The organism is Escherichia sp. AM3 (assembly GCF_032029835.1).
GTDB classification, from domain to species: domain Bacteria; phylum Pseudomonadota; class Gammaproteobacteria; order Enterobacterales; family Enterobacteriaceae; genus Escherichia; species Escherichia coli.
The window spans coordinates 1-26,919 of the sequence record NZ_JAVUPQ010000056.1; the positions used below are offsets into that span (position 1 = coordinate 1).

Consider the following 26,919-nt stretch of genomic DNA (forward strand, 5'->3'; position numbering starts at 1 on the left):
CGGTGGAGCTGCATGACAAAGTCATCGGGCATTATCTGAACATAAAACACTATCAATAAGTTGGAGTCATTACCTAAGGTTCCAAAGAAACACTCCACCACAGCATTATCCAGACAATTGCCTTTTCTGGACATGCTTTGTTTAATACCATGTTCTTTAAGGATATTTTGATATCTTCTCATACGATACTGCCATCCCTGGTCAGAGTGCAGAACAGGATGCTCGTGAGGATTAAGCTTTTTGAATGCCTGATCGAGCATATTCTCAACCATGTTCATCACTGGTCTTTCCGAAAGGCTGTAAGAAATAACTTCGTTGTTGAAGAGATCTATTACTGGAGACAAATACAGCTTGCGCCCATTGACTGCAAATTCAGTAACATCGGTAACCCACTTCTCGTTTGGCCGCGTAGCCTTGAAATCTCTTTGGAGAACATTAGGGGCGGTTTGCCCTACCTCTCCTCTGTAAGAGCGGTATCGCTTGACCTTAATCGCTGCTTTAAGTGAGAGGGTTCCTATCAGGCGCTGAACAGCTTTATGGTTAATCTGTTTCCCTTCTCGATGAAGAGACAGCGTTACCCTACGGTATCCGTATCGGCCTCTATTCTCGTGATAAATCTCACTAATACGCTTTTTAACGTCCGCATACTTGTCAGGCTTGCTGAGAGCCTTTAGATGATAATAAAACGTACTGCGCGGTATCTCCGCAGCCCTGAGAAGCTCATCAAGAGGATAAAACTGCCTTAGCTCGTTGAGTACTTTCACTTTTTCGTGGGATGAGCTAAGGCTTTCAGCTTTTTTAGATACATAAGCCGCGTTTCAAGAAATCGAACTTGCCTTTCAAGATCCTCAATGCGTCGGTCTTTTGACAGCTCCAATGCTGATGCCGCTTTTTCTGGATCAACTGATATTGCAATGTTTCTTTTGGTGCCAATCTTGAGCGCGCGTAAACCAGCTTCTCCGCGCTCTTCATAGACCTTCAGCCACCTGGCTACAGAACCACTACCAGCAAGCATAAAGTGAGCAGCAGCCTGATTAAGGGACATGTGCTGCTCGATCACAGCTTTCACGACCTTAATACGCAACTCTGGATCAGCACTAACGCCTTTAGGTTTGGGAATTAAACCTTTTTCTCCATGTTTTTCATAGAGGGCAACCCATGTCCTGACCTGGGTTCGGGGGACACCAAAACGTGCCGAGATGATCCTGTAACCATCATCAGTTGTGAAGTAGTGATTCACGACTTCAAGGCGCTTTTCAAAAGGGTATTTTGGCTTTGACATATTAGGGGCTATTCCATTTCATCGTCCAACAAAATGGGTGCAGTACATACTCGTTGGAAATCAACACAGGAGGCTGGGAATGCCGCAGAAATATAGATTACTTTCTTTAATAGTGATTTGTTTCACGCTTTTATTTTTCACCTGGATGATAAGAGATTCACTGTGTGAATTGCATATTAAACAGGAGAGTTATGAGCTGGCGGCGTTTTTAGCCTGCAAATTGAAAGAGTAAGAGTCTTCGGCGGGAAATTATTCCCGCCTTACTTACGGCGTTGCGCATTCTCATTGCACCCAAATTTATTCTTCACAAAAATAATAATAGATTTTATTACGCGATCGATTATTTATTTCCTGAAAACAAATAAAAAAATCCCCGCCAAATGGCAGGGATCTTAGATTCTGTGCTTTTAAGCAGAGATTACAGGCTGGTTACGTTACCAGCTGCCGGGCCTTTAGCGCCGCTTTCGATGGTGAAGGACACTTTCTGACCTTCGTCCAGAGATTTGTAACCATCGTTCTGGATAGCAGAGAAGTGTACGAACACATCTTTAGAGCCATCGTCAGGAGTGATGAAGCCGAAGCCTTTGTCAGCGTTGAACCATTTTACGATACCAGTCATTTTACCGGACATAGTGTATTACCTTTAATAATTAAGTGTGCCTTTCGGCGATATGGCGTGCTTTACAGATTTTGAAGCGTTAAAGGAATGTGCACTACGAGGGGTATCAACGATAACTCTTGAAGGGACTTGCCTTACTACACTGCTTTAATGGTCTGTACGTCAAACCGTTGATGTGCATTAAGCCACGCATTGGCGGGTGATGCAACAATTATTTTTCATATTTATGATTAATCGGTTGGAAAACGGTCCTGTCATCAGGACCGTAAACAGCAATAAAGTGGATAAAAGTCTATTCCATCAACTGCTTACTTAATGCCGGGTTGGCTTGAATCAAACGCATCAATTTTAGTTCGGCACTTGAAGGCTTCACGCGTCTGGATTCCCATTCCTTTACCATGGCGACTGATACGCCCAAAACCCGGGCGAAATCATCGATTTTTAATCCTGTCCCTTTTCGTAACTGCTCAATTTCGGTACAGGACGTTGTTCTGTGCGTCAGGGTAATTTTCTGCGTTTCATCTTTAAAAACAATCTGTTCCAGGCTGCTCAACAGCTCATGCATTGGATCTTTATATTCCATTGAAAACTCCTCAAATCACACTGCGGGATCGTGAATTGCATCGAAGCTCATTAAGAATAGTCGGGAAAAGCAGACACAGCGGGGTGAAGTCAGGGCATGCTCTGGCTATGATTCGATTCAGCCTGTCATTTAGCGTGACTTATAGCCACCTAACGATCTGATAAATGCCGATATATCTCTTACCACTCCTGTTTTGTAAAGATTTCGAAAATCTAACCTTCTGCGAAGGCGTAAATCTCTGGCTACAAAAAAGGCAACGGCACTATCATTTTTTAACAATGAAACAACAAATTAACCTTGTTTCATTTTCTCCATGATTTTACCAGGAAGATTACGTAGAAAGGGTATCCTGCAAGCCTGTCCTGGACTATCCTTGTCACGTCAGACACGCGTGTGTCGTTGTGCGCTTTTTTTGGGTGAAAGGAGTAAGAAAATGGCGACAGGAAAGTCCTGCTCTCGCTGGTTTGCGCCTCTTGCGGCGTTATTAATGGTAGTTAGCCTGAGTGGGTGTTTTGATAAAGAAGGCGATCAGCGTAAAGCGTTTATCGACTTCCTGCAGAATACAGTGATGCGTAGCGGTGAACGTCTACCAACCCTGACTGCCGATCAGAAAAAACAGTTTGGTCCTTTTGTCTCTGATTACGCGATTCTGTATGGTTATTCTCAGCAGGTGAATCAGGCGATGGATTCCGGTCTGCGCCCGGTTGTAGACAGCGTTAACGCAATTCGCGTACCGCAGGATTACGTTACGCAAAGCGGTCCGCTGCGTGAAATGAACGGTTCGCTGGGTGTGCTGGCGCAACAACTGCAAAATGCGAAGTTGCAGGCCGATGCTGCGCACTCTGCGCTAAAACAGAGCGATGATTTGAAACCGGTCTTTGATCAGGCATTCACCAAAGTGGTAACGACGCCAGCTGATGCATTGCAACCGTTGATTCCGGCGGCACAAACTTTCACGCAACAACTGGTGATGGTTGGAGACTACATTGCTCAGCAAGGTACTCAGGTGAGCTTTGTCGCAAATGGCATCCAGTTCCCGACTTCACAGCAGGCAAGTGAATATAACAAACTGATTGCGCCATTACCGGCACAGCATCAGGCGTTTAATCAGGCCTGGACTACAGCAGTTACTGCAACCCAATAAAGAGTAAAAGCCCGAGCGATTATCGGGCTTTACTCTACGCAGTCGCGGCTTAGTCCGCGACGTGCGGATTCACACAGTTCTTCTCAACCTTTCCTTGTAACGCATCAATCAAATTATCCACGGCACAGGCGGCCATGCCATAACGCGTCTCATGGGTGGCAGATCCAATATGCGGTACTGCGACGACGTTGGCCATTGAGAGCAACGGCGAATCTACGGACAGTGGCTCTTGTTCGAAGACATCCAGCCCGGCAGCGTGAATTTCGCCTTTCTGCAATGCTGCGATCAGTGCATTTTCGTCAACCACCGGGCCACGTCCGGCATTAATGAAAATGGCGGAGGATTTCATTTTGGCGAATTGTTCTGCGCCAAACAGATGATGCGTCTCATCAGTTAACGGCAGGATCAGGCAAACGAAATCTGACTCTTGTAACAGAGTATCCAAATCGCAGTAGCGGGCGTTGAAGCGTTCTTCTGCTTCTTTATGGTGGCGGCGCGCGTTATAGAGGATGGGCATGTTGAAGCCAAAGTGCGCACGTTGTGCCAGCGCCATGCCGATCCGTCCCATCCCGACAATGCCCAGTGTTTTATGGTGAACGTCAGTGCCGTACCAGTCCGGGCCTATGCTCGCGGTCCATTCGCCTGCTTTTACCCGTTCTGCTACCTCCACAACCCGACGAGCGGTAGACAACACCAGCGCCATCAGCGTATCGGCGACGGTTTCTGTTAATACGGTTGGCGTGTGCATCAGCAGAATTTTTCGGGCGGTAAGCGCATCGACATCAAAAGTGTCATAGCCGACGGAGATCGTTGATGTGGCACGCAGTTTCGGCATTTTTTCCAGCAATGCGGCATCAACATTCTCGTTTGAACCCAGTAAACCTTCAGCTTCGGCAAAAATTGCTGCATTTTGTTCGACGGTTTGTGGGCTGAGGTTTGCCACCTGGTGAACGGTGAAATGCTCTTGCAGGCGTTGCAGTAAATCATCAGGTAAGGCTTTGTAGAGGATAACGGACGGCTTCATGCTTCTCTCCATTCACTGATAAGGCGATCACCTTAGCCTGAAATATGATGAAGGAAAACTGAAGAATGCCAGGTGATTTCTGCATCACCTGGCATGAAAGGGATTACAGCGGGCTTAAGGTAATTTCTACACGGCGGTTTTGCGCCTTACCTTCTGCGGTGCTGTTGCTGGCGATTGGGTTAGCCGGGCCAAGGCCCTGAGTACGGATGCGGCTGGCGTCCACGCCCTGGGTGATCAACGCGCTGGCAACGGAATCCGCACGCTGCTGGGAGAGACGCATGTTCAGGTCGTGACCCCCCGTGCTGTCGGTATAACCAATCACGTTAACCGCCGTTTTCGGATACTCTTTCAGCACCATTGCCACGCCGGTCAGGGTGTTAGCGCCTGCCGGTTTCAGAGTCGCGCTGCTGCTGTCGAAGGTCACATTGTTCGGCATATTGAGGATAATGTTATCCCCGCTGCGGGTTACGCTAACACCAGTGCCGCGCATTTTGTCGCGCAGCTTCGCTTCCTGCACATCCATGTAATAACCAACGCCGCCGCCCAGAGCTGCGCCTGCTGCTGCGCCAATCAGCGCGCCTTTACCGCGATCTTTCTTCGAAGAAGAGAGCGCACCAATACCCGCGCCCACGAGAGAGCCCAGACCTGCGCCGATAGCAGATTTACCTGCTTCGCGTTCGCCGGTGTAAGGGTTAGTTGTGCAGCCAGATACCGCCAGAGCGCCACTCACTACGGCGGCAATAAGATAAACACGTTTCTTCATTGTTAATCCTTAATAACCTTTTTATTCTTTGCCACGGGTTCCGTGGCGGGAGATTATGCCGCGTGAACATGAAGATTATTCCTGGGAATACTCGGAAATTTGTAAGTAATATTTAACTGCTCAATACATCTAACCTTTCAGGAGTCTTCGGTTTGGCCAACTCATCCTCACGATATTCCGTTCTGACTGCCGCCCACTGGGGGCCCATGCTGGTTGAAACCGACGGCGAAACCGTGTTTAGCTCGCGTGGCGCGTTAGCCACAGGAATGGAAAACTCCTTGCAGAGCGCGGTTCGCGACCAGGTTCACAGCAATACGCGGGTACGATTTCCAATGGTGCGCAAAGGCTTTCTCGCGTCACCGGAAAACCCGCAAGGCATTCGTGGGCAGGATGAATTTGTTCGCGTGAGTTGGGATGAGGCGCTGGATCTTATTCACCAACAACATAAACGCATTCGTGAGGCTTATGGTCCGGCATCGATTTTTGCTGGTTCCTACGGCTGGCGTTCAAACGGCGTGCTGCATAAGGCCTCGACATTATTACAACGCTATATGGCGCTGGCAGGCGGTTATACCGGGCATCTGGGGGATTATTCGACCGGCGCGGCACAGGCGATCATGCCGTATGTCGTGGGTGGTAGCGAAGTTTATCAACAGCAGACCAGTTGGCCGCTGGTGCTGGAACATAGCGATGTCGTGGTGCTGTGGAGTGCTAATCCACTCAATACGCTGAAAATTGCGTGGAATGCATCCGATGAGCAGGGGCTTTCTTACTTTTCTGCACTGCGTGACAGTGGGAAAAAGCTGATCTGCATTGATCCAATGCGATCGGAAACCGTCGATTTCTTTGGCGATAAAATGGAGTGGGTGGCACCGCACATGGGCACCGATGTTGCGCTGATGCTGGGGATCGCCCATACGCTGGTGGAAAATGGTTGGCACGACGAAGCGTTTCTGGCGCGTTGCACCACAGGTTATGCCGTCTTCGCCTCTTATTTGCTGGGCGAGAGTGACGGAATAGCGAAAACCGCCGAATGGGCAGCAGAGATTTGTGGTGTTGGCGCAGCGAAAATCCGCGAGCTGGCGGCTATTTTCCACCAAAATACCACCATGCTGATGGCAGGCTGGGGAATGCAGCGCCAACAGTTTGGTGAGCAAAAACACTGGATGATCGTCACGCTGGCAGCAATGTTGGGGCAAATCGGCACACCCGGCGGCGGTTTTGGTCTTTCTTACCATTTTGCCAATGGTGGTAACCCCACGCGGCGTTCTGCGGTGCTCTCTTCCATGCAGGGCAGCTTGCCGGGTGGCTGCGATGCGGTAGATAAAATCCCTGTGGCCCGCATTGTTGAAGCACTGGAAAACCCTGGTGGCGCATATCAACACAACGGTATGGACCGACATTTTCCGGATATTCGTTTTATCTGGTGGGCGGGCGGTGCCAACTTTACTCATCATCAGGATACCAACCGCCTGATCCGTGCCTGGCAAAAACCGGAGCTGGTGGTGATCTCCGAATGTTTCTGGACGGCGGCGGCGAAACACGCGGATATCGTTCTGCCTGCGACCACCTCGTTTGAGCGTAATGATCTCACCATGACCGGCGATTACAGTAATCAGCATCTGGTGCCCATGAAGCAAGTGGTGCCGCCACGCTATGAAGCGCGTAATGATTTTGATGTTTTTGCCGAGTTAAGTGAACGCTGGGAGAAGGGCGGTTATGCACGTTTTACGGAAGGAAAAAGTGAGCTGCAATGGCTGGAAACGTTTTATAACGTTGCCCGACAGCGCGGGGCAAGCCAGCAGGTTGAATTGCCGCCATTTGCTGAGTTCTGGCAAGCCAACCAGTTAATTGAGATGCCGGAAAACCCGGACAGCGAGCGGTTTATTCGCTTCGCTGATTTTTGCCGCGATCCGCAGGCGCATCCATTAAAAACCGCCAGCGGTAAGATTGAAATCTTCTCGCAGCGTATTGCCGATTACGCTTATCCGGATTGCCCGGGGCATCCAATGTGGCTGGAGCCGGACGAATGGCAGGGCAATGCCGAACCAGAACAGTTGCAGGTACTTTCTGCCCATCCGGCGCACCGCCTGCACAGCCAGCTGAATTACAGTTCTCTGCGCGAATTGTACGCGGTAGCAAACCGTGAGCCTGTCACCATTCATCCTGACGATGCTCAGGCGCGCGGCATAACCGAAGGGGATATGGTGCGGGTGTGGAACTCCCGTGGGCAGATCCTTGCCGGAGCGGTCATTAGCGAGGGAATTAAACCTGGCGTGATTTGCATTCACGAAGGGGCATGGCCGGATCTGGATTTAACCGCTGACGGTATTTGTAAAAACGGCGCAGTGAACGTGCTGACCAAAGATCTCCCCAGCTCGCGGCTGGGGAATGGCTGTGCGGGTAATACGGCGCTGGCATGGCTGGAAAAATACAACGGTCCGGAACTGACACTTACAGCGTTTGAACCACCGGCCAGCTCATAATCCAGGTGGGTAGTTGGGTTTCATCCTGCCATGCGCAATCGACAATGTGAAAACCCTGCGCACGGTAAAAATCTATCGCCGGTTGATTTTTTTGATAAACCTCCAGCATCAGATGGGGATAGCGCTGCTGCACATACTGCATCAGCGCCTTACCAATACCGCGTCTGACGGCCTTCGGTGCGACAAACATTGCTGCCAGAAATCGGCCTTCCATAATGCTGACAAAACCGAGAAGCTTACCGTCCTCTTCCCAGACCCAGTTTTGCGCATTGGCAAGATAGGCATCCCGCACCAGCGGAATGCAGTCACGCCAGTAATTCGCTTTTATAAAGGGATGCCCCCAGGTTGTACTTTCCAGCCACAGTTCGAGGATCGCGGGGAGTTCTGAACGTTGCGCTTCCCGAATCATGGTTTATTTCCCGGATAGCAACAGCAGCCAACCACATGATCATTCACCAGCCCACATGCCTGCATAAAGGAGTAACAGATTGTGGTGCCGACAAACTTAAAACCACGTTTTTTCAGTGCCTTAGATAGGGCGTCGGAGGCGGACGTAGATGTGGGAATTTCGCTCAACGTTGTGGCTTGTGTCACCTGTGGCTGATGATTTACAAACGACCAGACAAAGTCGGCAAACGGTTCGCCGTTCTGTTCCATTTGCAGGTACGCCCGCGCATTACCAATAATTGCCTGAATTTTCCCTCGATGGCGGATAATCCCGGCGTCCTGTACCAGTCTTTCGACATCCTCTTCCTGCATTGCGGCAACCTTCACCGGATCGAACTGATGAAAGCAGGCGCGATAGTTTTCGCGTTTTTTGAGGACGGTGATCCACGATAACCCAGCCTGCTGCCCTTCAAGGCAGATCATTTCGAACAGTTTTTTACTGTCAGTTTCAGGCACGCCCCACTCATTATCATGGTAGGCAATATAAAGCGGGTCCTGACTCACCCAGCCGCAACGTTCCATACTTTCCCTCGCTATGTACCCGATCGTAAAAATTTCAGCCGCTTTTCTTGACGCATCGGTGAAAAAGTCAATATTTAATACAGGGCTACTATGCCCGATATCCTTCATACAATGACAATAATATTGCCGAATTCGGCTCTTCCCTGGAGTCGTGTTAATGATCATAAAAAAAAGCGGTGGTCGCTGGCAGCTAAGCCTGCTGGCGAGCGTGGTAATCAGTGCCTTTTTTCTCAACACAGCTTACGCCTGGCAACAAGAATATATCGTTGATACGCAACCCGGACTTTCCACAGAGCGTTACACCTGGGATAGTGATCATCAACCTGATTACAACGATATTTTGTCGCAACGTATTCAAAGTAGCCAAAGGGCGCTGGGACTGGAAGTCAATCTGGCGGAAGAAACCCCTGTGGATGTGACCAGCAGTATGAGTATGGGCTGGAATTTTCCTTTATATGAACAGGTTACAACCGGCCCGGTCGCGGCATTACATTACGATGGCACAACCACCTCGATGTATAACGAGTTTGGCGACAGTACTACCACGCTGACCGATCCGTTATGGCATGCCAGCGTGAGTACCTTAGGCTGGCGTGTTGACTCCCGGCTTGGCGATCTCCGACCCTGGGCGCAAATCAGCTATAACCAGCAATTTGGCGAGAATATCTGGAAGGCGCAATCAGGCCTGAGCCGGATGACGGCGACAAACCAGAACGGCAACTGGCTGGATGTCACCGTAGGCGCTGATATGTTGCTCAATCAAAATATTGCCGCCTATGCCGCGCTAACTCAGGCAGAAAATACCACTAATAATAGCGACTATCTGTATACGATGGGGGTTAGCGCCAGATTTTAACGTAACAGTCACAATTGAAACCATTAAATAACAATAGTTGTGGCGATAGTGGGTGCTAACTTACCAAATAATAAATTTGGTGAATAATTGTCGCGTCATTCATTCCTGAACTAAGGCATTTCATTCCGTTCTGATGGCATTTCATGCCGTTTTTCCCCAGGCATAAAGTGCACTTCGTTATGGTTGTCGGCAGAGATTTTTCCTTTTTATTACTGCAGGAATACTGCCATGACACCTTCAAATTATCAGCGTACCCGCTGGCTGACACTCATCGGTACTATCATTACCCAGTTTGCGCTGGGGTCGGTTTATACCTGGAGCCTGTTTAATGGCGCGCTTTCCGCCAAGCTGGATGCGCCGGTAAGCCAGGTCGCTTTCTCTTTCGGCTTGTTAAGTCTGGGGCTGGCAATTTCGTCTTCTGTTGCGGGCAAATTACAGGAACGTTTTGGCGTTAAACGCGTCACCATGGCTTCCGGCATTTTGCTGGGATTAGGCTTCTTCCTGACAGCGCATTCTGACAACCTGATGATGCTGTGGTTAAGCGCCGGTGTGCTGGTGGGACTGGCAGATGGCGCGGGTTATCTGCTGACGCTCTCTAACTGTGTGAAGTGGTTCCCGGAGCGTAAAGGTCTGATCTCCGCGTTCGCTATCGGTTCTTATGGTCTGGGTAGCCTGGGTTTCAAATTTATCGACACGCAGCTGCTGGAAACGGTCGGTCTGGAAAAAACCTTTGTGATTTGGGGAGCGATTGCGCTGTTGATGATTGTTTTCGGCGCAACGTTAATGAAAGACGCACCAAAACAGGAAGTGAAAACCAGCAATGGTGTGGTGGAGAAAGATTACACGCTGGCAGAGTCGATGCGTAAACCGCAGTACTGGATGTTAGCGGTAATGTTCCTGACCGCCTGCATGAGCGGCCTGTACGTGATTGGGGTAGCGAAAGATATCGCCCAAAGTCTGGCACACCTTGATGTGGTTTCCGCAGCCAATGCAGTCACTGTTATTTCCATCGCCAACCTTTCAGGTCGTCTGGTGCTGGGTATTCTGTCTGACAAAATCGCCCGTATCCGTGTTATTACCATTGGTCAGGTGATATCGCTGGTGGGTATGGCGGCCCTGCTGTTTGCACCATTGAATGCAGTGACGTTCTTTGCAGCGATTGCCTGCGTGGCATTTAACTTTGGCGGCACTATTACCGTCTTTCCGTCACTGGTCAGTGAGTTCTTTGGCCTCAATAACCTGGCGAAAAACTACGGTGTGATTTATCTCGGTTTCGGTATCGGTAGCATTTGTGGTTCGATTATCGCCTCACTGTTTGGCGGCTTCTATGTGACCTTCTACGTGATTTTCGCCCTGCTGATTCTGTCATTGGCGCTTTCTACGACGATTCGTCAGCCAGAGCAGAAAATGTTGCGTGAGGCGCATGGCTCCCTTTAATGCTCAGCCGCGAGCTACTGGGCTTCAGCTTCCGTGTGCATCAAACGCATCAACGAAATGTATAAACAATGACTCGTAAAATTTGGGCCAATTAACTGGCCCTTTTTACTGCTTTTTGTAACGCTAAAGTCTCTTTTCAAACTTGCATTTTTGTAAATTTGTGCTTCATGCACACTCTTTCCCCACACTTTTTCCCTTTGCTGTGGTCTACTTATTCGCGCGTGTAGATTTTACTTATCTGACTACCTCCGCACTTTTTCCCTGCCGGGCCTGAAAAGCCACTAAGCAGGGTGTTATCACCTGTTTGTCCAGGGTTTGTTTGCATGAGATACATCAAATCGATTACACAGCAGAAGCTGAGCTTTTTGCTTGCAATCTATATTGGCCTTTTTATGAATGGCGCGGTTTTTTACCGCCGCTTCGGCAGCTATGCGCACGATTTTACCGTCTGGAAAGGCATTTCTGCTGTTGTTGAACTGGCCGCCACCGTACTGGTGACCTTCTTTTTACTACGTCTTCTTTCGCTGTTTGGCCGCCGCAGCTGGCGTATTCTGGCATCGCTGGTGGTGCTCTTTTCCGCAGGTGCCAGCTATTACATGACCTTCCTTAATGTGGTCATTGGTTATGGCATCATCGCTTCCGTCATGACCACCGATATCGACCTGTCAAAAGAAGTTGTTGGTCTGAACTTTATTCTCTGGTTAATCGCCGTTAGTGCATTGCCTCTTATCCTTATCTGGAATAACCGCTGTCGCTACACCTTGCTCCGACAACTGCGAACCCCAGGGCAGCGTATTCGCAGCCTGGCGGTCGTCGTACTGGCGGGTATTATGGTTTGGGCACCGATTCGTTTGCTGGATATCCAGCAGAAGAAAGTGGAGAGGGCGACCGGCGTTGATTTGCCGAGTTATGGCGGTGTCGTAGCGAACTCTTATCTGCCATCAAACTGGCTTTCTGCGTTGGGGCTGTATGCCTGGGCGCGGGTCGATGAATCTTCCGATAATAATTCATTGCTTAATCCGGCGAAGAAATTCACTTATCAGGCACCGCAAAACGTTGATGACACTTATGTCGTGTTTATCATCGGTGAAACCACGCGTTGGGACCATATGGGTATTTTCGGCTATGAGCGTAATACCACGCCGAAACTGGCCCAGGAGAAAAATCTGGCGGCGTTCCGTGGTTACTCCTGTGATACCGCAACCAAACTCTCACTGCGTTGCATGTTTGTACGTCAGGGGGGCGCGGAAGATAATCCGCAGCGCACATTAAAAGAACAGAACATTTTCGCGGTTCTGAAGCAGTTAGGATTCAGTTCTGACCTCTACGCTATGCAGAGCGAAATGTGGTTCTACAGCAACACGATGGCGGACAACATTGCTTATCGTGAGCAGATTGGTGCGGAGCCACGTAATCGTGGCAAGCCGGTAGATGATATGTTGCTGGTAGACGAAATGCAGCAATCGCTAGGGCGCAACCCGGATGGTAAGCATCTGATCATTCTGCATACCAAAGGTTCGCATTTTAACTACACCCAGCGTTATCCGCGTAGCTTCGCGCAGTGGAAGCCGGAATGTATTGGTGTTGATAGCGGCTGTACCAAAGCGCAGATGATCAACTCCTATGACAACTCGGTGACCTATGTGGATCACTTTATCTCCAGCGTGATTGATCAGGTTCGCGATAAGAAAGCGATTGTGTTCTACGCAGCTGACCACGGTGAGTCAATTAATGAACGCGAGCACCTGCACGGCACGCCGCGTGAACTGGCACCGCCGGAGCAGTTCCGCGTACCGATGATGGTCTGGATGTCAGATAAATATCTGGAAAATCCGGCCAATGCGCAGGCGTTTGCGCAGCTGAAAAAAGAAGCCGACATGAAAGTGCCACGCCGTCACGTAGAGCTGTACGATACCATCATGGGTTGTCTTGGCTATACTTCACCGGATGGTGGAATTAACGAAAACAACAACTGGTGTCACATCCCGCAGGCAAAAGAGGCAGCGGCTAACTAAGCGGCCTGCTGACTTTCTCGCCGATCAAAAGGCATTTTGCTATTAAGGGATTGACGAGGGCGTATCTGCGCAGTAAGATGCGCCCCGCATTCGGTGATTGGCGCAGCCTGGTAGCGCACTTCGTTCGGGACGAAGGGGTCGGAGGTTCGAATCCTCTATCACCGACCAAATTCGAAAAGCCTGCTCAACGAGCAGGCTTTTTTGCATCTGCAGCTCATGAGGATGAGAACCTCCGGGGGCAGGGAGGTTCGACTCGACGTAGGCCTGATAAGACGCGTCAGCGTCGCATCAGGCAAATGTGCCGGCCATTGTCGGATGCGGCGCGACCGCCTTATTCGACCTACACGACACACATTTCCCTGCCAAATTTGCGCCCCATATCTCACTATCCATTAACGGATTTGTGACAGAAACCATTGTCTTTTTTTATATTTGCTTAAATCTTTTTTTGCGTTACTTATGGCTGGCCCTGGCATTTTCCGCTGTGCGTTTTAGCGTTCATGGTATTAATCGCTCAGATATCCACCTTTTCCTCAGATTTTTTTCATTAAATGCATAAAACTTAATCACCAAATGTTGCTAAATATTAAGCTGATTGTTCTGGTCATGTTGGAGTAGCACAAATTTCTCTGCTGCAAATAGCTGTTTGAAGTTTTTTTAATCTTTGTTTGTGGATTCTCACCGTTGGTGTAAATCCCGGTTGGCTGTATTGACGTTTTCACATTCTGTTGACAGATTGTAGGTCACGAGGGGCATTTTATGGAGGATCCGCACTGTTACACTGATGTTAATTAGTACGGCATCCCCACCTCATAACGTTGACCCGACCGGGCAAAAAACAAAAAAGGTCAGGCAGCGACAACCCACTGCAAAGGGTTAAAACAACAAACATCACAATTGGAGCAGAATAATGCGTATTTCCTTGAAAAAGTCAGGGATGCTGAAGCTTGGTCTCAGCCTGGTGGCTATGACCGTCGCAGCAAGTGTTCAGGCTAAAACTCTGGTTTATTGCTCAGAAGGATCTCCGGAAGGGTTTAACCCGCAGCTGTTTACCTCCGGCACCACCTATGACGCCTCTTCCGTCCCGCTTTATAACCGTCTGGTTGAATTTAAAATCGGCACCACCGAAGTGATCCCGGGCCTCGCTGAAAAGTGGGAAGTCAGCGAAGACGGTAAAACCTATACCTTCCATCTGCGTAAAGGTGTGAAGTGGCACGACAATAAAGAATTCAAACCGACGCGTGAACTGAACGCCGATGATGTGGTGTTCTCGTTCGATCGTCAGAAAAACGCGCAAAACCCGTACCATAAAGTTTCTGGCGGCAGCTACGAATACTTCGAAGGCATGGGCTTGCCAGAGCTGATCAGTGAAGTGAAAAAGGTGGACGACAACACCGTTCAGTTTGTGCTGACTCGCCCGGAAGCGCCGTTCCTCGCTGACCTGGCAATGGACTTCGCCTCTATTCTGTCAAAAGAATATGCTGATGCGATGATGAAAGCCGGTACACCGGAAAAACTGGACCTCAACCCAATCGGAACCGGTCCGTTCCAGTTACAGCAGTATCAAAAAGATTCCCGTATCCGCTACAAAGCGTTTGATGGCTACTGGGGCACCAAACCGCAGATCGATACGCTGGTTTTCTCTATTACCCCTGACGCTTCCGTGCGTTACGCGAAATTGCAGAAGAATGAATGCCAGGTGATGCCGTACCCGAACCCGGCAGATATCGCTCGCATGAAGCAGGATAAATCCATCAATCTGATGGAAATGCCGGGGCTGAACGTCGGTTATCTCTCGTATAACGTGCAGAAAAAACCACTCGATGACGTGAAAGTTCGCCAGGCTCTGACCTACGCGGTGAACAAAGACGCGATCATCAAAGCGGTTTATCAGGGCGCGGGCGTATCAGCGAAAAACCTGATCCCGCCAACCATGTGGGGCTATAACGACGACGTTCAGGACTACACCTACGATCCTGAAAAAGCGAAAGCCTTGCTGAAAGAAGCGGGTCTGGAAAAAGGTTTCTCCATCGACCTGTGGGCGATGCCGGTACAACGTCCGTATAACCCGAACGCTCGCCGCATGGCGGAGATGATTCAGGCAGACTGGGCGAAAGTCGGCGTGCAGGCCAAAATTGTCACCTACGAATGGGGTGAGTACCTCAAGCGTGCGAAAGATGGCGAGCACCAGACGGTAATGATGGGCTGGACTGGCGATAACGGGGATCCGGATAACTTCTTCGCCACCCTGTTCAGCTGCGCCGCCTCTGAACAAGGCTCCAACTACTCAAAATGGTGCTACAAACCGTTTGAAGATCTGATTCAACCGGCGCGTGCTACCGACGACCACAATAAACGCGTTGAACTGTACAAACAAGCGCAGGTGGTGATGCACGATCAGGCTCCGGCACTGATCATCGCTCACTCCACCGTGTTTGAACCGGTACGTAAAGAAGTTAAAGGCTATGTGGTTGATCCATTAGGCAAACATCACTTCGAAAACGTCTCTATCGAATAATTAAAAGCCATACAAGACTGATGGCAAAGGCAAAAATGCCTGATGCGCTCCGCTTATCAGGCCTACGAAAATTCTGCAATGTATTGAATTTGCACGATTTTGTAGGCCGGATAAGGCGTTAACGCCGCATCCGGCATAAACAAAGCGCACTTTGTCAACAATCTGTATACCCGGTGGCGCTGTGCCTCTGCGTGCAGCGCCATCCGGCAGCAATACTTCATTCCCTGTCCGATAAGGGCGGGAATTGATTTGTGAGCAATACAGACACGCAGTTCCAGGCTGCGGGTCACTATAGAGAATCCGGGTTATGTTGCAGTTTATTCTCCGACGTTTGGGACTCGTCATCCCCACGTTTATCGGTATTACCCTTCTCACATTTGCCTTTGTCCACATGATCCCGGGCGATCCGGTGATGATCATGGCGGGCGAACGTGGGATCTCCCCAGAGCGTCACGCGCAGCTGCTGGCTGAACTCGGCTTAGATAAACCGATGTGGCAGCAGTATCTCCATTACATTTGGGGCGTTATGCATGGCGATCTAGGCATTTCAATGAAAAGCCGCATCCCGGTTTGGGAAGAGTTCGTGCCGCGCTTCCAGGCCACGCTGGAACTTGGCGTCTGCGCGATGATTTTTGCTACGGCAGTCGGTATTCCGGTCGGCGTGCTGGCTGCGGTTAAACGCGGTTCCATTTTCGATCACACAGCGGTTGGCCTGGCGCTGACAGGTTATTCAATGCCTATCTTCTGGTGGGGCATGATGCTGATCATGCTGGTTTCGGTGCACTGGAACCTGACGCCCGTCTCCGGTCGCGTGAGCGATATGGTGTTCCTCGATGACTCCAATCCGTTAACCGGTTTTATGCTAATCGACACCGCCATCTGGGGTGAAGACGGCAACTTTATCGATGCCGTCGCCCATATGATCTTGCCTGCCATTGTGCTGGGTACTATTCCGCTGGCGGTCATTGTGCGTATGACACGTTCCTCGATGCTGGAAGTGCTGGGCGAGGATTACATCCGCACCGCGCGCGCCAAAGGGCTAACCCGCATGCGGGTGATTATCGTCCATGCGCTGCGTAACGCGATGCTGCCGGTGGTGACCGTTATCGGCCTGCAGGTGGGAACATTGCTGGCGGGGGCGATTCTGACCGAAACCATCTTCTCGTGGCCCGGTCTGGGACGCTGGTTGATTGACGCACTGCAACGCCGCGACTATCCGGTAGTGCAGGGCGGCGTATTGCTGGTGGCGACGATGATTATCCTCGTCAACTTGCTGGTCGATCTGCTGTACGGCGTGGTGAACCCGCGTATTCGTCATAAGAAGTAAGGGGACATCATGTCACAGGTTACTGAAAATAAAGTGATTAGCGCACCGGTGCCGATGACCCCGTTACAGGAGTTCTGGCACTATTTTAAACGCAACAAAGGCGCGGTCGTCGGGCTGGTTTACGTCGTCATCGTGCTGTTCATCGCGATCTTTGCCAACTGGATTGCACCCTATAACCCGGCGGAACAGTTCCGCGATGCACTGCTCGCCCCGCCAGCCTGGCAGGAAGGCGGCAGCATGGCGCACTTGCTGGGCACCGATGACGTAGGCCGTGATGTGCTGTCGCGCCTGATGTACGGTGCGCGCCTGTCGCTGCTGGTTGGCTGTCTGGTAGTTGTGTTATCGCTGATTATGGGCGTTATTCTCGGCCTGATCGCCGGTTACTTTGGCGGCCTGGTCGATAACATCATTATGCGCGTGGTCGATATCATGCTGGCGCTGCCAAGTCTGCTGCTGGCGCTGGTGCTGGTGGCAATTTTCGGCCCGTCGATTGGTAACGCCGCGCTGGCACTGACCTTCGTTGCCTTGCCGCACTATGTGCGCTTAACCCGCGCCGCCGTGCTGGTGGAAGTTAACCGCGATTACGTCACCGCGTCTCGCGTGGCGGGTGCCGGGGCGATGCGTCAGATGTTTATTAACATCTTCCCGAACTGCCTTGCGCCGCTGATTGTTCAGGCGTCGCTCGGTTTCTCTAACGCCATTCTCGATATGGCTGCTCTTGGTTTCCTCGGCATGGGGGCACAGCCGCCAACGCCTGAGTGGGGCACCATGCTCTCCGACGTGTTGCAGTTCGCGCAAAGCGCCTGGTGGGTCGTGACCTTCCCGGGTCTGGCGATCCTGCTGACGGTGCTGGCATTTAACCTGATGGGTGACGGTCTGCGTGACGCGCTCGATCCCAAACTGAAGCAGTAAGAGGTTCGAGATGGCGTTATTAAATGTAGATAAATTATCGGTGCATTTCGGCGACGAAAGCGCGCCGTTCCGCGCCGTAGACCGCATCAGCTACAGCGTAAAACAGGGCGAAGTGGTCGGGATTGTGGGTGAGTCCGGCTCCGGTAAGTCGGTCAGTTCACTGGCGATTATGGGGCTGATTGATTATCCGGGCCGCGTAATGGCAGAAAAACTGGAGTTTAACGGCCAGGATTTGCAGCGTATCTCAGAAAAAGAGCGCCGCAACCTGGTGGGTGCCGAAGTGGCGATGATCTTCCAGGACCCGATGACCAGCCTTAACCCGTGCTACACCGTGGGTTTCCAGATTATGGAAGCGATTAAGGTGCATCAGGGCGGCAACAAAAGTACCCGCCGTCAGCGAGCGATTGACCTGCTGAATCAGGTCGGTATTCCCGATCCGGCATCGCGTCTGGATGTTTACCCGCATCAGCTTTCCGGCGGCATGAGCCAGCGCGTGATGATCGCCATGGCGATTGCCTGTCGGCCAAAACTGCTGATTGCCGATGAACCGACCACCGCGCTGGACGTGACCATTCAGGCGCAAATCATCGAACTACTGCTGGAGCTACAGCAGAAAGAGAACATGGCGCTGGTGTTAATTACCCATGACCTGGCGCTGGTGGCGGAAGCGGCACATAAAATCATCGTGATGTATGCAGGCCAGGTGGTGGAAACCGGTGATGCGCACGCCATCTTCCATGCGCCGCGTCACCCGTATACTCAGGCATTGCTGCGTGCGCTGCCAGAATTTGCTCAGGACAAAGAACGTCTGGCGTCGTTGCCAGGTGTCGTTCCCGGCAAGTACGACCGCCCGAACGGCTGCCTGCTTAACCCGCGCTGCCCCTATGCCACTGACAGATGTCGCGCTGAAGAACCGGCGCTGAATATGCTCGCTGACGGGCGTCAGTCCAAATGCCATTACCCACTTGATGATGCCGGGAGGCCGACACTATGAGTACGCAAGAGGCCACCCTGCAACAACCGCTGTTGCAGGCTATCGACCTGAAAAAACATTATCCGGTGAAGAAAGGCATGTTCGCGCCGGAACGTCTGGTTAAAGCGCTGGATGGCGTTTCGTTTAACCTTGAACGTGGCAAAACGCTGGCAGTAGTGGGCGAATCTGGCTGCGGTAAATCGACCCTCGGTCGGTTGCTGACGATGATTGAAATGCCCACCGGTGGCGAGCTGTATTACCAGGGGCAGGATCTGCTTAAGCACGATCCGCAGGCGCAGAAGCTGCGTCGGCAGAAAATCCAGATCGTCTTCCAGAACCCTTACGGTTCGCTGAATCCGCGTAAAAAAGTCGGGCAAATTCTTGAAGAGCCGCTGCTGATCAACACCAGCTTAAGCAAAGAACAGCGTCGGGAAAAAGCCCTGTCGATGATGGCGAAAGTCGGCCTGAAAACCGAGCACTATGACCGCTATCCGCATATGTTCTCCGGCGGTCAGCGTCAGCGTATCGCCATCGCCCGTGGTCTGATGCTCGACCCGGATGTGGTGATTGCCGATGAACCGGTTTCCGCGCTGGATGTTTCAGTGCGCGCGCAGGTGCTGAATCTGATGATGGATTTGCAGCAGGAGTTGGGGCTGTCTTATGTCTTTATCTCCCACGACCTGTCGGTGGTGGAGCACATTGCTGATGAAGTGATGGTGATGTACCTGGGCCGCTGCGTGGAGAAGGGAACGAAAGACCAAATCTTCAATAACCCGCGCCATCCGTACACTCAGGCGCTACTTTCCGCGACGCCGCGCCTGAACCCGGACGATCGCCGCGAGCGCATCAAGCTCAGCGGTGAACTACCAAGCCCACTGAATCCACCGCCGGGTTGCGCCTTCAACGCCCGCTGTCGTCGGCGCTTCGGCCCCTGCACCCAGTTGCAGCCGCAGCTAAAAGACTACGGCGGTCAACTGGTAGCTTGTTTTGCTGTTGATCAGGATGAAAATCCGCAGCGTTAACTCACAAAACCGGGGCCATGCGCTCCGGTTTACTCAATCAGCTTCAACAGTGGCGACAAGCATAGCAAAATGCCGTACAGCAGAATCAGCCAGGCTTTAAATCCGCGAAGTTTTTCCAGTTGTGCGACTTTATAGATCAGGAAAAACGGAATGAGGCACGACACAATACCATATAACGGGCTTCCCAACTGAAAGAACACCAGCACCGATACACGAAACGAAACCCAAATCGTCAACGTAATGACGATAAAAGCGCAGATCGCCAGAGTCAGCACGCGTGAGTTAATTTTCTTGGTATCAATAATTCGGCTTAACAGATTGAGAATAATGCCTTTAATGGCCTCGTGGAAACCGAGATAAATGCCAAAGAATGCGGTCAGTACGGCAAAGATATTAAGCACCGTAGAGGTGATATGAATGATATGCCCAGGGATCACCTGCGCGGCCAGCGCCAGTGCTGAGATATTTTGTTCAAAGGCAGAAACGGCTTCTTCGTGGCTAATTGAGAAGGTAAACGAAAAGGCAAAAAACAGGATCACCGCGATGAGCGTGATATAACTAATTCGGTGGGTACGCAGCGCGAGCCGGGTTGCCAGTACTTTATCCGCTTCCCGTTTACGATAGGCAATATTCATTGGGTTAAGTACCTGAATAAATACTGCAGAAAAGAAGCAAAATGGAATGGTAAGCAAGACATCGCGGAAAAAGACGGAGGCTTGCGGGAAGGCGGTTATATTGGCGAAATTCCAGTGCGGGATCATCGCAAAACCGAACACGACAATAATCCCTACTTTGACCACCACCATTGGCCCGGAAATCTTAAACAGTAATCGTTCACCACCAGACGCAATCGCCACCAGTACGGCGAAAATAGCGACTTTATAAAGTAGAGATTGTGAAAGATCGGCATCGGTTAAACCGAAGGTTTTCAGGTACGAGGCGCTGTCGAAAACCACGGAGAGAGAGTAGATAAAAATCCCGTGGATAATCATCAAAAAGTAGATAACCCCGAGGAAAATTCCCCAGTTCTTCCCCAGGTAATGACTGATAATATCGGTGTAGTCATTACAGGAATCGCTTTCAGAAAGGGTTTTTAAATAAATGTCCTGCACTACCCAGGTGGCAGGATAAGCAATGATCGCTGCGGTAATAAATACCCAAATTCCCTTCAAGCCAATTTGTACTGGCATCAGCACGGTTCCGGCACCAATCGCCATGCCTATGCATAATAAAACCCAGCCGAAGTCGTAGCGTGTAAACGGCAATTTCTGATTGTGTTTCGATAGTGTGTTGTGCTGCATAAAGTCCTGTCCAGAAAGAAGTCGGCCTCGCAAAAATGAATAAACCCAGTTTCTCTTGCGCAACAGGTGGAGAAGTCGAATACGCAGTATGTAAAAAATGAGGCAACAGATTCACTGGGGAGGTCGCGAGGAGGCGCAATTCTACAAAATTGCGCATTTCACTACCAGTCTGGAGTCAGCCCGGATATGAACTGCAACTATTGCAAATAAAGAAATTAAGCTGGAAGGCATCGCGCAATGAGGAAGATTGCCGGGTGCTGACAGTAAAAAGCAATCGTAGAATCAGCGGCAAGCCGGAAAGGTTCCGGTGAGGCGCAATGTTGCGGGGGCTTTATCCCTGGTGGCATTGGTTGCTGGAGAGAGAAAACCCCCGCACGTTGCAGGTATGCACCTGACAACATCACGGGGGCTAATCTTGAACCCAAACAACTCAAGAATAGCCGCGAAACGTTGGCATTACAACACAGGCGGCTATATGACGCTCGCAGAACTGGGCATGGCCTTCTGGCATGATTTAGCGGCTCCGGTCATTGCTGGCATTCTTGCCAGTATGATCGTGAACTGGCTGAATAAGCGGAAGTAACGTGTCATGCGGGCGTCAGGCTGCCGTAATGGCAATTTGCGCCCGGACCAGGCCGCAGGGGTGAAACTCTGCGGCCTTTTTCGTAAGAAAAATGCAACGGTTGCAAGCGGATAATATTCTGCGGAATGCGCAGCACAGAGTGAAGATGAGACGGATTCCGGAACAGAAAAACAGTCGTAGAATCAGCGTCAAGCCGGAAGGATTCCGGTGAGGCGCAATGTTGCGGGGGCTTAATCCCTGGTGGCATTGGTTGCTGGAGAGAGAAAACCCCCGCACGTTGCAGGTATGCACCTGACAACACCACGGGGGCCATTCTTGCATCCAAACAATACAAGAATAGCCGCGAAACGTTGTCATTACAATACAGGCGGCTATATGACGCTCGCAGAACTGGGCATGGCCTTCTGGCATGATTTAGCGGCTCCGGTCATTGCTGGTATTCTTGCCAGTATGATCGTGAACTGGCTGAACAAGCGGAAGTAACGTGCCATGCGGGCGTCAGGCTGCCGTAATGGCAATTTGCGCCCGGATCAGGCCGCAGGGGTGAAACTCTGCGGCCTTTTTCGTAAGAAAAATGCAACGGTTGCAAGCGGATAATATTCTGCGGAATGCGCAGCACAGAGTGAAGACGTGACGGATTCCGGAACAGAAAAACAGTCGTAGAATCAGCGTCAAGCCGGAAAGGTTCCGGTGAGGCGCAATGTTGCGGGGGCTTTATCCCTGGTGGCATTGGTTGCTGGAGAGAGAAAACCCCCGCACGTTGCAGGTATGCACCTGACAACATCACGGGGGCCATTCTTGAACCTGAACAACTCAAGAATAGCCGCGAAACGTTGTCATTACAACACAGGCGGCTATATGACGCTCGCAGAACTGGGCATGGCCTTCTGGCATGATTTAGCGGCTCCGGTCATTGCTGGCATTCTTGCCAGTATGATCGTGAACTGGCTGAACAAGCGGAAGTAACGTGTCATGCGGGCGTCAGGCTGCCGTAATGGCAATTTGCGCCCGGACCAGGCCGCAGGGGTGAAACTCTGCGGCCTTTTTCGTAAGAAAAATGCAACGGTTGCAAGCGGATAATATTCTGCGGAATGCGCAGCACAGAGTGAAGACGTGACGGATTCCGGAACAGAAAAACAGTCGTAGAATCAGCGGCAAGCCGGAAAGGTTCCGGTGAGGCGCAATGTTGCGGGGGCTTTATCCCTGGTGGCATTGGTTGCTGGAGAGAGAAAACCCCCGCACGTTGCAGGTATGCACCTGACAACACCACGGGGGCTAATCTTGACTCTAGACCACTCAAGAATAGCCGCGAAACGTTGTCATTACAACACAGGCGGCTATATGACGTTCGCAGAGCTGGGCATGGCCTTCTGGCATGATTTAGCGGCTCCGGTCATTGCTGGCATTCTTGCCAGTATGATCGTGAACTGGCTGAACAAGCGGAAGTAACGTGTCATGCGGGCGTCAGGCTGCCGTAATGGCAATTTGCGCCCGGACCAGGCCGCAGGGGGGAAACTCTGCGGCCTTTTTCGTTCTTACTGCGGGTAAGGCACCCAGTCGCCGCCGTTCAGGCGAACGTACGGTTTATCCTGGTATTGAATAACTACTGCATTTGAGTTCTCGGAGACCGGTGCTGTTTGTGGCAACCCACTGGTGAGTTTTTTCCAGTCAACATTGTCTTCGGTGAAAATCTTGCCATCGAGAACGCGAACCACCAGATCGGAGATAGCCAGGAAGCTGCTCGGTTGTTCGATGACAATCGGTGCCCCCTGATGCGGTGCCTTCATGCCGAAGAATTTCACCCCAACGGGGACGTCGGTGATAGACGGGCTAGGGATATCACGTAGGCCAGATACCTGCATTCTGTCGCCCTTCAGCGCGCCGCCGTGTTCCGGCACCACGACCACCATCACTTTACGACCCGATTTCTCAAGTTCAGTAAAGAAGGCGTCCAGTTCATCAAAGAATTTCTGCGCCCGCGCTTTGTAATCCGCTGTTTTGCTGACCCCCGGATAATGGTTGCTGTCATGCAGTGGAAGCGTGTTGTAGAACGTGGCACTACGGCTGTTTTTATCTTTTTCGGTAACGTCCAGCCAGCGGTTAAGCACAGCGGTATCGTCATAAACCGGCGAACCATCAAAGCCCAGCAAAATAACCGGCAGATTTGTTTGATCCATCAATTCGCTCTGCATGCCGCCATTTTCGCGAACTTCTTTCAAAAAACCGCCGAACTGGCCGTTATGTCCCATCATCAGGTGCTGGGTAAAGCCCAGTTTCGAAAGGTTATCAAACAGATAGCAGTCGTTATTTGCCGGTTGATACAGATTAGTGTGCGAAGTCTGCCCGCAGCTGGCGCGCAGTAAACGGATCGCCGCCGGGCCACTGTAGGAGGTGGCGGAGTTAAAGTTCTTGAACTCAATATCGAAATGCGACCACAGTGGATGCGACATCAACCCGGCGGCTTCTATATCCGACCAGGAAAGCGAACAGATGTTAATCACCAGTAGTTCAAATGGCTGAGCATCAGCGGGCAGCGAAGACGGGAAGGTCGATTTACGTTTCGCCTCCGCGTTATAGAAATTATTCAGCCAGGCGTTAAGGTTCGCCGTTGTTGGCGGTGCAGTTTGTGCGGGCATATCACCCACTACCGGTGCGCCACCCGTCGCCGCAACGGTTGCCGCTGCGTTACCACCCGTCGTTGTTACAGTGGTCGTCGGTTGTCCGGCTGGCCACAAGGAGAAACTTGGTCCCGCCAGGGTAAGTACGTTCAGCCATAGCAGTATGGCAACCACAAAAACGGTAATGCGAATCCATTGTGACAGGAATAACCAGGCCACTAATAAAACAAAAATGGCCCCAATCATCTGCCAGTTAATAAAGCGTGTGACAAGGTCGATTAAATAATCGGTACTGAACCCCGCCACCTGCGAACCCTGGCTCATTATGCTTTCCGGGCCAGGCAACCAGGTGTCATGCCAGAACAAAGCAAAGCCGATCGGCAGGGCAATCCAGTGGCGCAAGCGATGCAGGCTGTAGCGCGGAAGGGGCATCAGCAGAAACGCGGCAAACACCAAATTGAGGAGCGGATGGAAGTTAAGATATCCCGCCCACAACAGGCCGAACTTAACCAGAAAATAGAAGTTCCAGCCGGAAAGGCCGCGCCAGTATTGCCAGAGGGAAGAAGGCATGGCGGTATTTTGCGTAAATTGAGTCATTTTTTGGTTGCCCTGGTTTTTTCCGTGCGGCGTAACGTCCCGGCCGGTTTAACATAACGAGGTTTAGCAAAGAACAAACGTAAGGTGTCGCGAATGCGTCGCAAAGAGTGCCGCGCCAGATAGCCCAGCGGGAAAAATATCAGTGCGCAAACGACAATAATTTCAATGATATCGCTGATGGTCATCATGATGAGCGCTCCACAGCATCATCTAACAGTCGCATGGGTTCTGGTATTCGTCGCCAGTGGCGACCATCGTGCTCGGCATTGATGACCGGTTTAGAACTTTGCGTTAAAGGCAGCGGCATGCCCCATTGTTCTGGGGCAAGCAAGCGCATCTGCACCAGCTCGGCACTGATTTGATCATCTTCAAACCAGACCATACGGTTTGAGAAAATGTCGCCAGTAGGCAATGGGAAAATATGATTCAACGCGGTATCCAGATCGTTAATCCGACAGAATGAGAGAAACAGCACCAGCCGATTACCGCCAATGGTCATGATATCGCCGGTACGGTTAGGGCGACACAGCGTCAGGGCTTGTTCAACGCGGATACCCGGTACCGGACGTAGGGCAACCAGAACGCCTTTACCGTGGGCAGGTAATAGAGGGTTATTCATCATGTTGTTGACGGCATTACAGAACACATCCCACTTCTGGAAACCACGCAGTTTGAGCGGCTGGGTCATTGACAGCAAGGTAGTGATATCTTCCGGCACATAGCGACTAAACTTCTGCCCTTGCACGCTTTCGATCATCGTCAGACAACGGGAGAGTGGCGCATTCCACGGAATAACCATATTTGCACCGCAGGCCAATAACAAACGTTCATCGGTGGCGCGCAGGCTAGCGGTATTTTCCCGCACGAGGATTTTCATCGCACTACCGCGCTGGCGACGCAGGGTATGAATGCTGCGGGCCAGTGGCTCGATTTGCGCATTTTGCTGTAAAGAAAAGACCACCGTCGCCGCCTGAGCGGTACGGGCTTCATTGAACAGGACTTCGTTATTGTTGAACAGTTGCCAGTGTTCCGATAGCGGCGGCGCACCTTCCAGTACAGCAACATTACTCAGAATGCGTTTTTCGTCGCTGCGTGGTTGGATCTCCGCCTCTTCGCTTTGAACTAATGTCCAGATACCATTTTGTTGCTGAACGCTAAGCTGCTGACGGGCGCTGACCCCTTTTTCGTTGCACCAGAAGGCAATATCCAGCAAATGTTGGTCACCCTGAAAACGCAAACTGGCAAGACCAAAAAGTGAACGGTATTCCTCAAGCAACAATGAAAATTGTTTATCGTTATTATTTCCGGGATTAATTACCAAAAGCGAACAATGGTTTAACCTGCTCCATTTATTCATTTTATCCAACCATGAGCGAAGCCGCTCGGCAGGAATGTTTTGCCATGCGTTATTTGCGCAAACAAGAATAAAAAGGTAATTATGGGGATCAATAGAACACTGCAAATCACGGGTCAAATAGTATAGACCTTTTTCATGATTTAGCATTGAAAATAATTTTATTTTTTCCGGCCCTTGAGAATCATCTAATTGAAAGATTTTCGCCGGATCGCTGTCCATGCTAATGACCGCGACGTGTGCGGTTTCAGCCTGGGATGCAATTGTTTGATTCGCCAGACTGATAGCATCTTCATGGCGATCGACGTTAAACCACCAGACGCCGCCTGCTGGCATATGTCGCAGCTCATCCCATAATGATGAGATACCGATAGAGAATACAGGGTCCACAATGTCCCTCATGTCACCATTTTGTCTGATTATCAGTTTACTAGCGAAAGCTAAGAAATAAACCTACCATTGGGTGATGCTGCCAACTTACTGATTTAGTGTATGATGGTGTTTTTGAGGTGCTCCAGTGGCTTCTGTTTCTATCA

At 50.9% G+C, this 26,919-nt stretch carries 27 protein-coding genes, 1 tRNA gene and 1 pseudogene; 17 read left to right on the forward strand and 12 right to left on the reverse strand.

What is annotated here, in order from left to right:
• Positions 1 to 2 precede the first annotated feature (2 nt).
• Complete coding sequence (locus RTW80_RS31455; protein ID WP_003032489.1) at positions 3 to 59, forward strand: IS1 family transposase; 57 nt, start codon at positions 3 to 5, stop codon at positions 57 to 59.
• Between the two features lie 6 nt (positions 60 to 65).
• Here RTW80_RS31455 and RTW80_RS17455 read toward each other — a convergent pair.
• Positions 66 to 1,282, reverse strand: a pseudogene (locus RTW80_RS17455) (IS3-like element IS150 family transposase); the annotation flags it as partial.
• Between the two features lie 79 nt (positions 1,283 to 1,361).
• Between RTW80_RS17455 and hokA the strand changes: the two are divergent.
• The gene (gene hokA, locus RTW80_RS17460) at positions 1,362 to 1,514 is read left to right on the forward strand and encodes a type I toxin-antitoxin system toxin HokA (protein WP_001135732.1); all 153 of its coding nucleotides are present in this window, start codon (positions 1,362 to 1,364) and stop codon (positions 1,512 to 1,514) included.
• Here hokA and ysaE read toward each other — a convergent pair.
• The 3 genes from ysaE to RTW80_RS17475 all read right to left on the reverse strand — a co-directional run bounded on the left by ysaE (position 1,491) and on the right by RTW80_RS17475 (position 2,484).
• Positions 1,491 to 1,562, reverse strand: coding sequence for a protein YsaE (gene ysaE, locus RTW80_RS17465; protein WP_211180513.1), 72 nt, complete (start codon positions 1,560 to 1,562; stop codon positions 1,491 to 1,493). The two genes, hokA and ysaE, sit on opposite strands and share 24 nt — an antisense overlap.
• A gap of 138 nt (positions 1,563 to 1,700) precedes the next feature.
• Positions 1,701 to 1,913, reverse strand: a complete 213-nt coding sequence (gene cspA, locus RTW80_RS17470; protein WP_000014594.1) for an RNA chaperone/antiterminator CspA — start codon at positions 1,911 to 1,913, stop codon at positions 1,701 to 1,703.
• Positions 1,914 to 2,193: 280 nt separating this feature from the next.
• Positions 2,194 to 2,484, reverse strand: coding sequence for an HTH-type transcriptional regulator (locus RTW80_RS17475; protein ID WP_000455798.1), 291 nt, complete (start codon positions 2,482 to 2,484; stop codon positions 2,194 to 2,196).
• A gap of 433 nt (positions 2,485 to 2,917) precedes the next feature.
• On the opposite strand from RTW80_RS17475, the gene RTW80_RS17480 reads away from it, so the two are divergent.
• Positions 2,918 to 3,628 (forward strand): DUF3053 domain-containing protein, encoded by a 711-nt coding sequence (locus RTW80_RS17480; RefSeq protein WP_000190516.1) that lies wholly within the window; start codon positions 2,918 to 2,920, stop codon positions 3,626 to 3,628.
• A 49-nt stretch (positions 3,629 to 3,677) separates the two neighbouring features.
• On the opposite strand, the gene ghrB is transcribed toward RTW80_RS17480, so the two are convergent.
• Positions 3,678 to 4,652 carry a glyoxylate/hydroxypyruvate reductase GhrB gene (gene ghrB / locus RTW80_RS17485; protein ID WP_032248046.1) on the reverse strand — a complete coding sequence of 325 codons (975 nt, stop codon included), beginning with the start codon at positions 4,650 to 4,652 and terminating at the stop codon, positions 3,678 to 3,680.
• 103 nt (positions 4,653 to 4,755) lie between these two features.
• The gene (locus RTW80_RS17490) at positions 4,756 to 5,415 is read right to left on the reverse strand and encodes an OmpA family lipoprotein (protein ID WP_000747625.1); all 660 of its coding nucleotides are present in this window, start codon (positions 5,413 to 5,415) and stop codon (positions 4,756 to 4,758) included.
• 152 nt (positions 5,416 to 5,567) lie between these two features.
• Between RTW80_RS17490 and bisC the strand changes: the two genes are divergently transcribed.
• Entirely contained in the window at positions 5,568 to 7,901 is a 2,334-nt protein-coding gene (gene bisC, locus RTW80_RS17495; protein ID WP_000013947.1) for a biotin sulfoxide reductase, read from the forward strand.
• On the opposite strand, the gene RTW80_RS17500 is transcribed toward bisC, so the two are convergent.
• Positions 7,870 to 8,310, reverse strand: a complete 441-nt coding sequence (locus RTW80_RS17500; protein ID WP_000617478.1) for an N-acetyltransferase — start codon at positions 8,308 to 8,310, stop codon at positions 7,870 to 7,872. The two genes, bisC and RTW80_RS17500, sit on opposite strands and share 32 nt — an antisense overlap.
• Positions 8,307 to 8,870 carry a DNA-3-methyladenine glycosylase I gene (gene tag / locus RTW80_RS17505; protein WP_000438953.1) on the reverse strand — a complete coding sequence of 188 codons (564 nt, stop codon included), beginning with the start codon at positions 8,868 to 8,870 and terminating at the stop codon, positions 8,307 to 8,309. Before tag ends, RTW80_RS17500 begins: the two co-directional genes overlap by 4 nt.
• 157 nt (positions 8,871 to 9,027) lie before the next feature.
• On the opposite strand from tag, the gene RTW80_RS17510 reads away from it, so the two are divergent.
• The 9 genes from RTW80_RS17510 (at position 9,028) to dppF (ending at position 19,930) form a co-directional block, all read left to right on the forward strand.
• Positions 9,028 to 9,726 carry an autotransporter outer membrane beta-barrel domain-containing protein gene (locus RTW80_RS17510; protein WP_001299523.1) on the forward strand — a complete coding sequence of 233 codons (699 nt, stop codon included), beginning with the start codon at positions 9,028 to 9,030 and terminating at the stop codon, positions 9,724 to 9,726.
• 228 nt (positions 9,727 to 9,954) lie between these two features.
• A complete protein-coding gene (locus RTW80_RS17515; RefSeq protein WP_000189019.1) occupies positions 9,955 to 11,163 on the forward strand; it encodes an MFS transporter in 1,209 nt (402 codons plus the stop codon).
• Between the two features lie 323 nt (positions 11,164 to 11,486).
• Positions 11,487 to 13,178, forward strand: a complete 1,692-nt coding sequence (gene eptB, locus RTW80_RS17520) for a kdo(2)-lipid A phosphoethanolamine 7''-transferase (protein ID WP_001269197.1) — start codon at positions 11,487 to 11,489, stop codon at positions 13,176 to 13,178.
• A 91-nt stretch (positions 13,179 to 13,269) separates the two neighbouring features.
• A tRNA-Pro gene (locus tag RTW80_RS17525) sits at positions 13,270 to 13,346 on the forward strand.
• Positions 13,347 to 14,088: 742 nt separating this feature from the next.
• The gene (gene dppA / locus RTW80_RS17530) at positions 14,089 to 15,696 is read left to right on the forward strand and encodes a dipeptide ABC transporter substrate-binding protein DppA (protein WP_001222883.1); all 1,608 of its coding nucleotides are present in this window, start codon (positions 14,089 to 14,091) and stop codon (positions 15,694 to 15,696) included.
• Positions 15,697 to 16,003: 307 nt separating this feature from the next.
• Positions 16,004 to 17,023, forward strand: a complete 1,020-nt coding sequence (gene dppB, locus RTW80_RS17540; RefSeq protein ID WP_000938855.1) for a dipeptide ABC transporter permease DppB — start codon at positions 16,004 to 16,006, stop codon at positions 17,021 to 17,023.
• A 9-nt stretch (positions 17,024 to 17,032) separates the two neighbouring features.
• The gene (gene dppC / locus RTW80_RS17545; protein ID WP_000084677.1) at positions 17,033 to 17,935 is read left to right on the forward strand and encodes a dipeptide ABC transporter permease DppC; all 903 of its coding nucleotides are present in this window, start codon (positions 17,033 to 17,035) and stop codon (positions 17,933 to 17,935) included.
• A gap of 10 nt (positions 17,936 to 17,945) precedes the next feature.
• Positions 17,946 to 18,929 (forward strand): dipeptide ABC transporter ATP-binding protein, encoded by a 984-nt coding sequence (gene dppD / locus RTW80_RS17550; RefSeq protein ID WP_001196486.1) that lies wholly within the window; start codon positions 17,946 to 17,948, stop codon positions 18,927 to 18,929.
• Entirely contained in the window at positions 18,926 to 19,930 is a 1,005-nt protein-coding gene (gene dppF, locus RTW80_RS17555; protein ID WP_000107012.1) for a dipeptide ABC transporter ATP-binding subunit DppF, read from the forward strand. The genes dppD and dppF overlap by 4 nt, the downstream gene beginning before the upstream one ends.
• A gap of 29 nt (positions 19,931 to 19,959) precedes the next feature.
• Here dppF and RTW80_RS17560 read toward each other — a convergent pair whose 3' ends face one another.
• Positions 19,960 to 21,231, reverse strand: a complete 1,272-nt coding sequence (locus RTW80_RS17560; RefSeq protein WP_001295225.1) for an aromatic amino acid transport family protein — start codon at positions 21,229 to 21,231, stop codon at positions 19,960 to 19,962.
• A gap of 475 nt (positions 21,232 to 21,706) precedes the next feature.
• Here RTW80_RS17560 and RTW80_RS17565 point away from each other — a divergent pair, with 475 nt between their 5' ends.
• From RTW80_RS17565 to ldrD, 4 genes are all read left to right on the forward strand, one after another.
• On the forward strand, positions 21,707 to 21,814 hold the full coding sequence (locus RTW80_RS17565; RefSeq protein WP_001295224.1) for a type I toxin-antitoxin system toxin Ldr family protein: 108 nt from the start codon (positions 21,707 to 21,709) through the stop codon (positions 21,812 to 21,814).
• A gap of 375 nt (positions 21,815 to 22,189) precedes the next feature.
• A complete protein-coding gene (locus tag RTW80_RS17570) occupies positions 22,190 to 22,297 on the forward strand; it encodes a type I toxin-antitoxin system toxin Ldr family protein (RefSeq protein WP_001295224.1) in 108 nt (35 codons plus the stop codon).
• A gap of 375 nt (positions 22,298 to 22,672) precedes the next feature.
• Complete coding sequence (locus RTW80_RS17575; protein ID WP_001295224.1) at positions 22,673 to 22,780, forward strand: type I toxin-antitoxin system toxin Ldr family protein; 108 nt, start codon at positions 22,673 to 22,675, stop codon at positions 22,778 to 22,780.
• A 375-nt stretch (positions 22,781 to 23,155) separates the two neighbouring features.
• Complete coding sequence (ldrD, locus tag RTW80_RS17580) at positions 23,156 to 23,263, forward strand: type I toxin-antitoxin system toxic polypeptide LdrD (RefSeq protein ID WP_000141634.1); 108 nt, start codon at positions 23,156 to 23,158, stop codon at positions 23,261 to 23,263.
• Positions 23,264 to 23,349: 86 nt separating this feature from the next.
• Here ldrD and bcsG read toward each other — a convergent pair whose 3' ends face one another.
• The 3 genes from bcsG to bcsE are packed head-to-tail and all read right to left on the reverse strand — an operon-like array spanning position 23,350 to position 26,785.
• Complete coding sequence (gene bcsG, locus RTW80_RS17585) at positions 23,350 to 25,029, reverse strand: cellulose biosynthesis protein BcsG (protein ID WP_063119140.1); 1,680 nt, start codon at positions 25,027 to 25,029, stop codon at positions 23,350 to 23,352.
• Positions 25,026 to 25,217 (reverse strand): cellulose biosynthesis protein BcsF, encoded by a 192-nt coding sequence (bcsF, locus tag RTW80_RS17590; protein ID WP_001742391.1) that lies wholly within the window; start codon positions 25,215 to 25,217, stop codon positions 25,026 to 25,028. The genes bcsG and bcsF overlap by 4 nt, the downstream gene beginning before the upstream one ends.
• The gene (bcsE, locus tag RTW80_RS17595; RefSeq protein ID WP_001204931.1) at positions 25,214 to 26,785 is read right to left on the reverse strand and encodes a cellulose biosynthesis c-di-GMP-binding protein BcsE; all 1,572 of its coding nucleotides are present in this window, start codon (positions 26,783 to 26,785) and stop codon (positions 25,214 to 25,216) included. The genes bcsF and bcsE overlap by 4 nt, the downstream gene beginning before the upstream one ends.
• Between the last annotated feature and the right edge of the window lie 134 nt (positions 26,786 to 26,919).

Bases quoted from the DNA above. Each gene is read 5' to 3' on its own strand.
- ldrD (WP_000141634.1), top strand. From the start codon at position 23,156: ATGACGTTCGCAGAGCTGGGCATGGCCTTCTGGCATGATTTAGCGGCT.
- RTW80_RS17560 (WP_001295225.1), bottom strand. From the start codon at position 21,231: ATGCAGCACAACACACTATCGAAACACAATCAGAAATTGCCGTTTACA.
- RTW80_RS17565 (WP_001295224.1), top strand. From the start codon at position 21,707: ATGACGCTCGCAGAACTGGGCATGGCCTTCTGGCATGATTTAGCGGCT.
- RTW80_RS17500 (WP_000617478.1), bottom strand. From the start codon at position 8,310: ATGATTCGGGAAGCGCAACGTTCAGAACTCCCCGCGATCCTCGAACTG.
- dppF (WP_000107012.1), top strand. From the start codon at position 18,926: ATGAGTACGCAAGAGGCCACCCTGCAACAACCGCTGTTGCAGGCTATC.
- RTW80_RS17510 (WP_001299523.1), top strand. From the start codon at position 9,028: ATGATCATAAAAAAAAGCGGTGGTCGCTGGCAGCTAAGCCTGCTGGCG.
- RTW80_RS17490 (WP_000747625.1), bottom strand. From the start codon at position 5,415: ATGAAGAAACGTGTTTATCTTATTGCCGCCGTAGTGAGTGGCGCTCTG.
- RTW80_RS17575 (WP_001295224.1), top strand. From the start codon at position 22,673: ATGACGCTCGCAGAACTGGGCATGGCCTTCTGGCATGATTTAGCGGCT.
- eptB (WP_001269197.1), top strand. From the start codon at position 11,487: ATGAGATACATCAAATCGATTACACAGCAGAAGCTGAGCTTTTTGCTT.
- RTW80_RS17475 (WP_000455798.1), bottom strand. From the start codon at position 2,484: ATGGAATATAAAGATCCAATGCATGAGCTGTTGAGCAGCCTGGAACAG.
- RTW80_RS17570 (WP_001295224.1), top strand. From the start codon at position 22,190: ATGACGCTCGCAGAACTGGGCATGGCCTTCTGGCATGATTTAGCGGCT.
- tag (WP_000438953.1), bottom strand. From the start codon at position 8,870: ATGGAACGTTGCGGCTGGGTGAGTCAGGACCCGCTTTATATTGCCTAC.
- cspA (WP_000014594.1), bottom strand. From the start codon at position 1,913: ATGTCCGGTAAAATGACTGGTATCGTAAAATGGTTCAACGCTGACAAA.
- bcsG (WP_063119140.1), bottom strand. From the start codon at position 25,029: ATGACTCAATTTACGCAAAATACCGCCATGCCTTCTTCCCTCTGGCAA.
- dppD (WP_001196486.1), top strand. From the start codon at position 17,946: ATGGCGTTATTAAATGTAGATAAATTATCGGTGCATTTCGGCGACGAA.
- dppA (WP_001222883.1), top strand. From the start codon at position 14,089: ATGCGTATTTCCTTGAAAAAGTCAGGGATGCTGAAGCTTGGTCTCAGC.
- RTW80_RS17480 (WP_000190516.1), top strand. From the start codon at position 2,918: ATGGCGACAGGAAAGTCCTGCTCTCGCTGGTTTGCGCCTCTTGCGGCG.
- bcsF (WP_001742391.1), bottom strand. From the start codon at position 25,217: ATGATGACCATCAGCGATATCATTGAAATTATTGTCGTTTGCGCACTG.
- hokA (WP_001135732.1), top strand. From the start codon at position 1,362: ATGCCGCAGAAATATAGATTACTTTCTTTAATAGTGATTTGTTTCACG.
- ghrB (WP_032248046.1), bottom strand. From the start codon at position 4,652: ATGAAGCCGTCCGTTATCCTCTACAAAGCCTTACCTGATGATTTACTG.
- bcsE (WP_001204931.1), bottom strand. From the start codon at position 26,785: ATGAGGGACATTGTGGACCCTGTATTCTCTATCGGTATCTCATCATTA.
- RTW80_RS17515 (WP_000189019.1), top strand. From the start codon at position 9,955: ATGACACCTTCAAATTATCAGCGTACCCGCTGGCTGACACTCATCGGT.
- dppC (WP_000084677.1), top strand. From the start codon at position 17,033: ATGTCACAGGTTACTGAAAATAAAGTGATTAGCGCACCGGTGCCGATG.
- dppB (WP_000938855.1), top strand. From the start codon at position 16,004: ATGTTGCAGTTTATTCTCCGACGTTTGGGACTCGTCATCCCCACGTTT.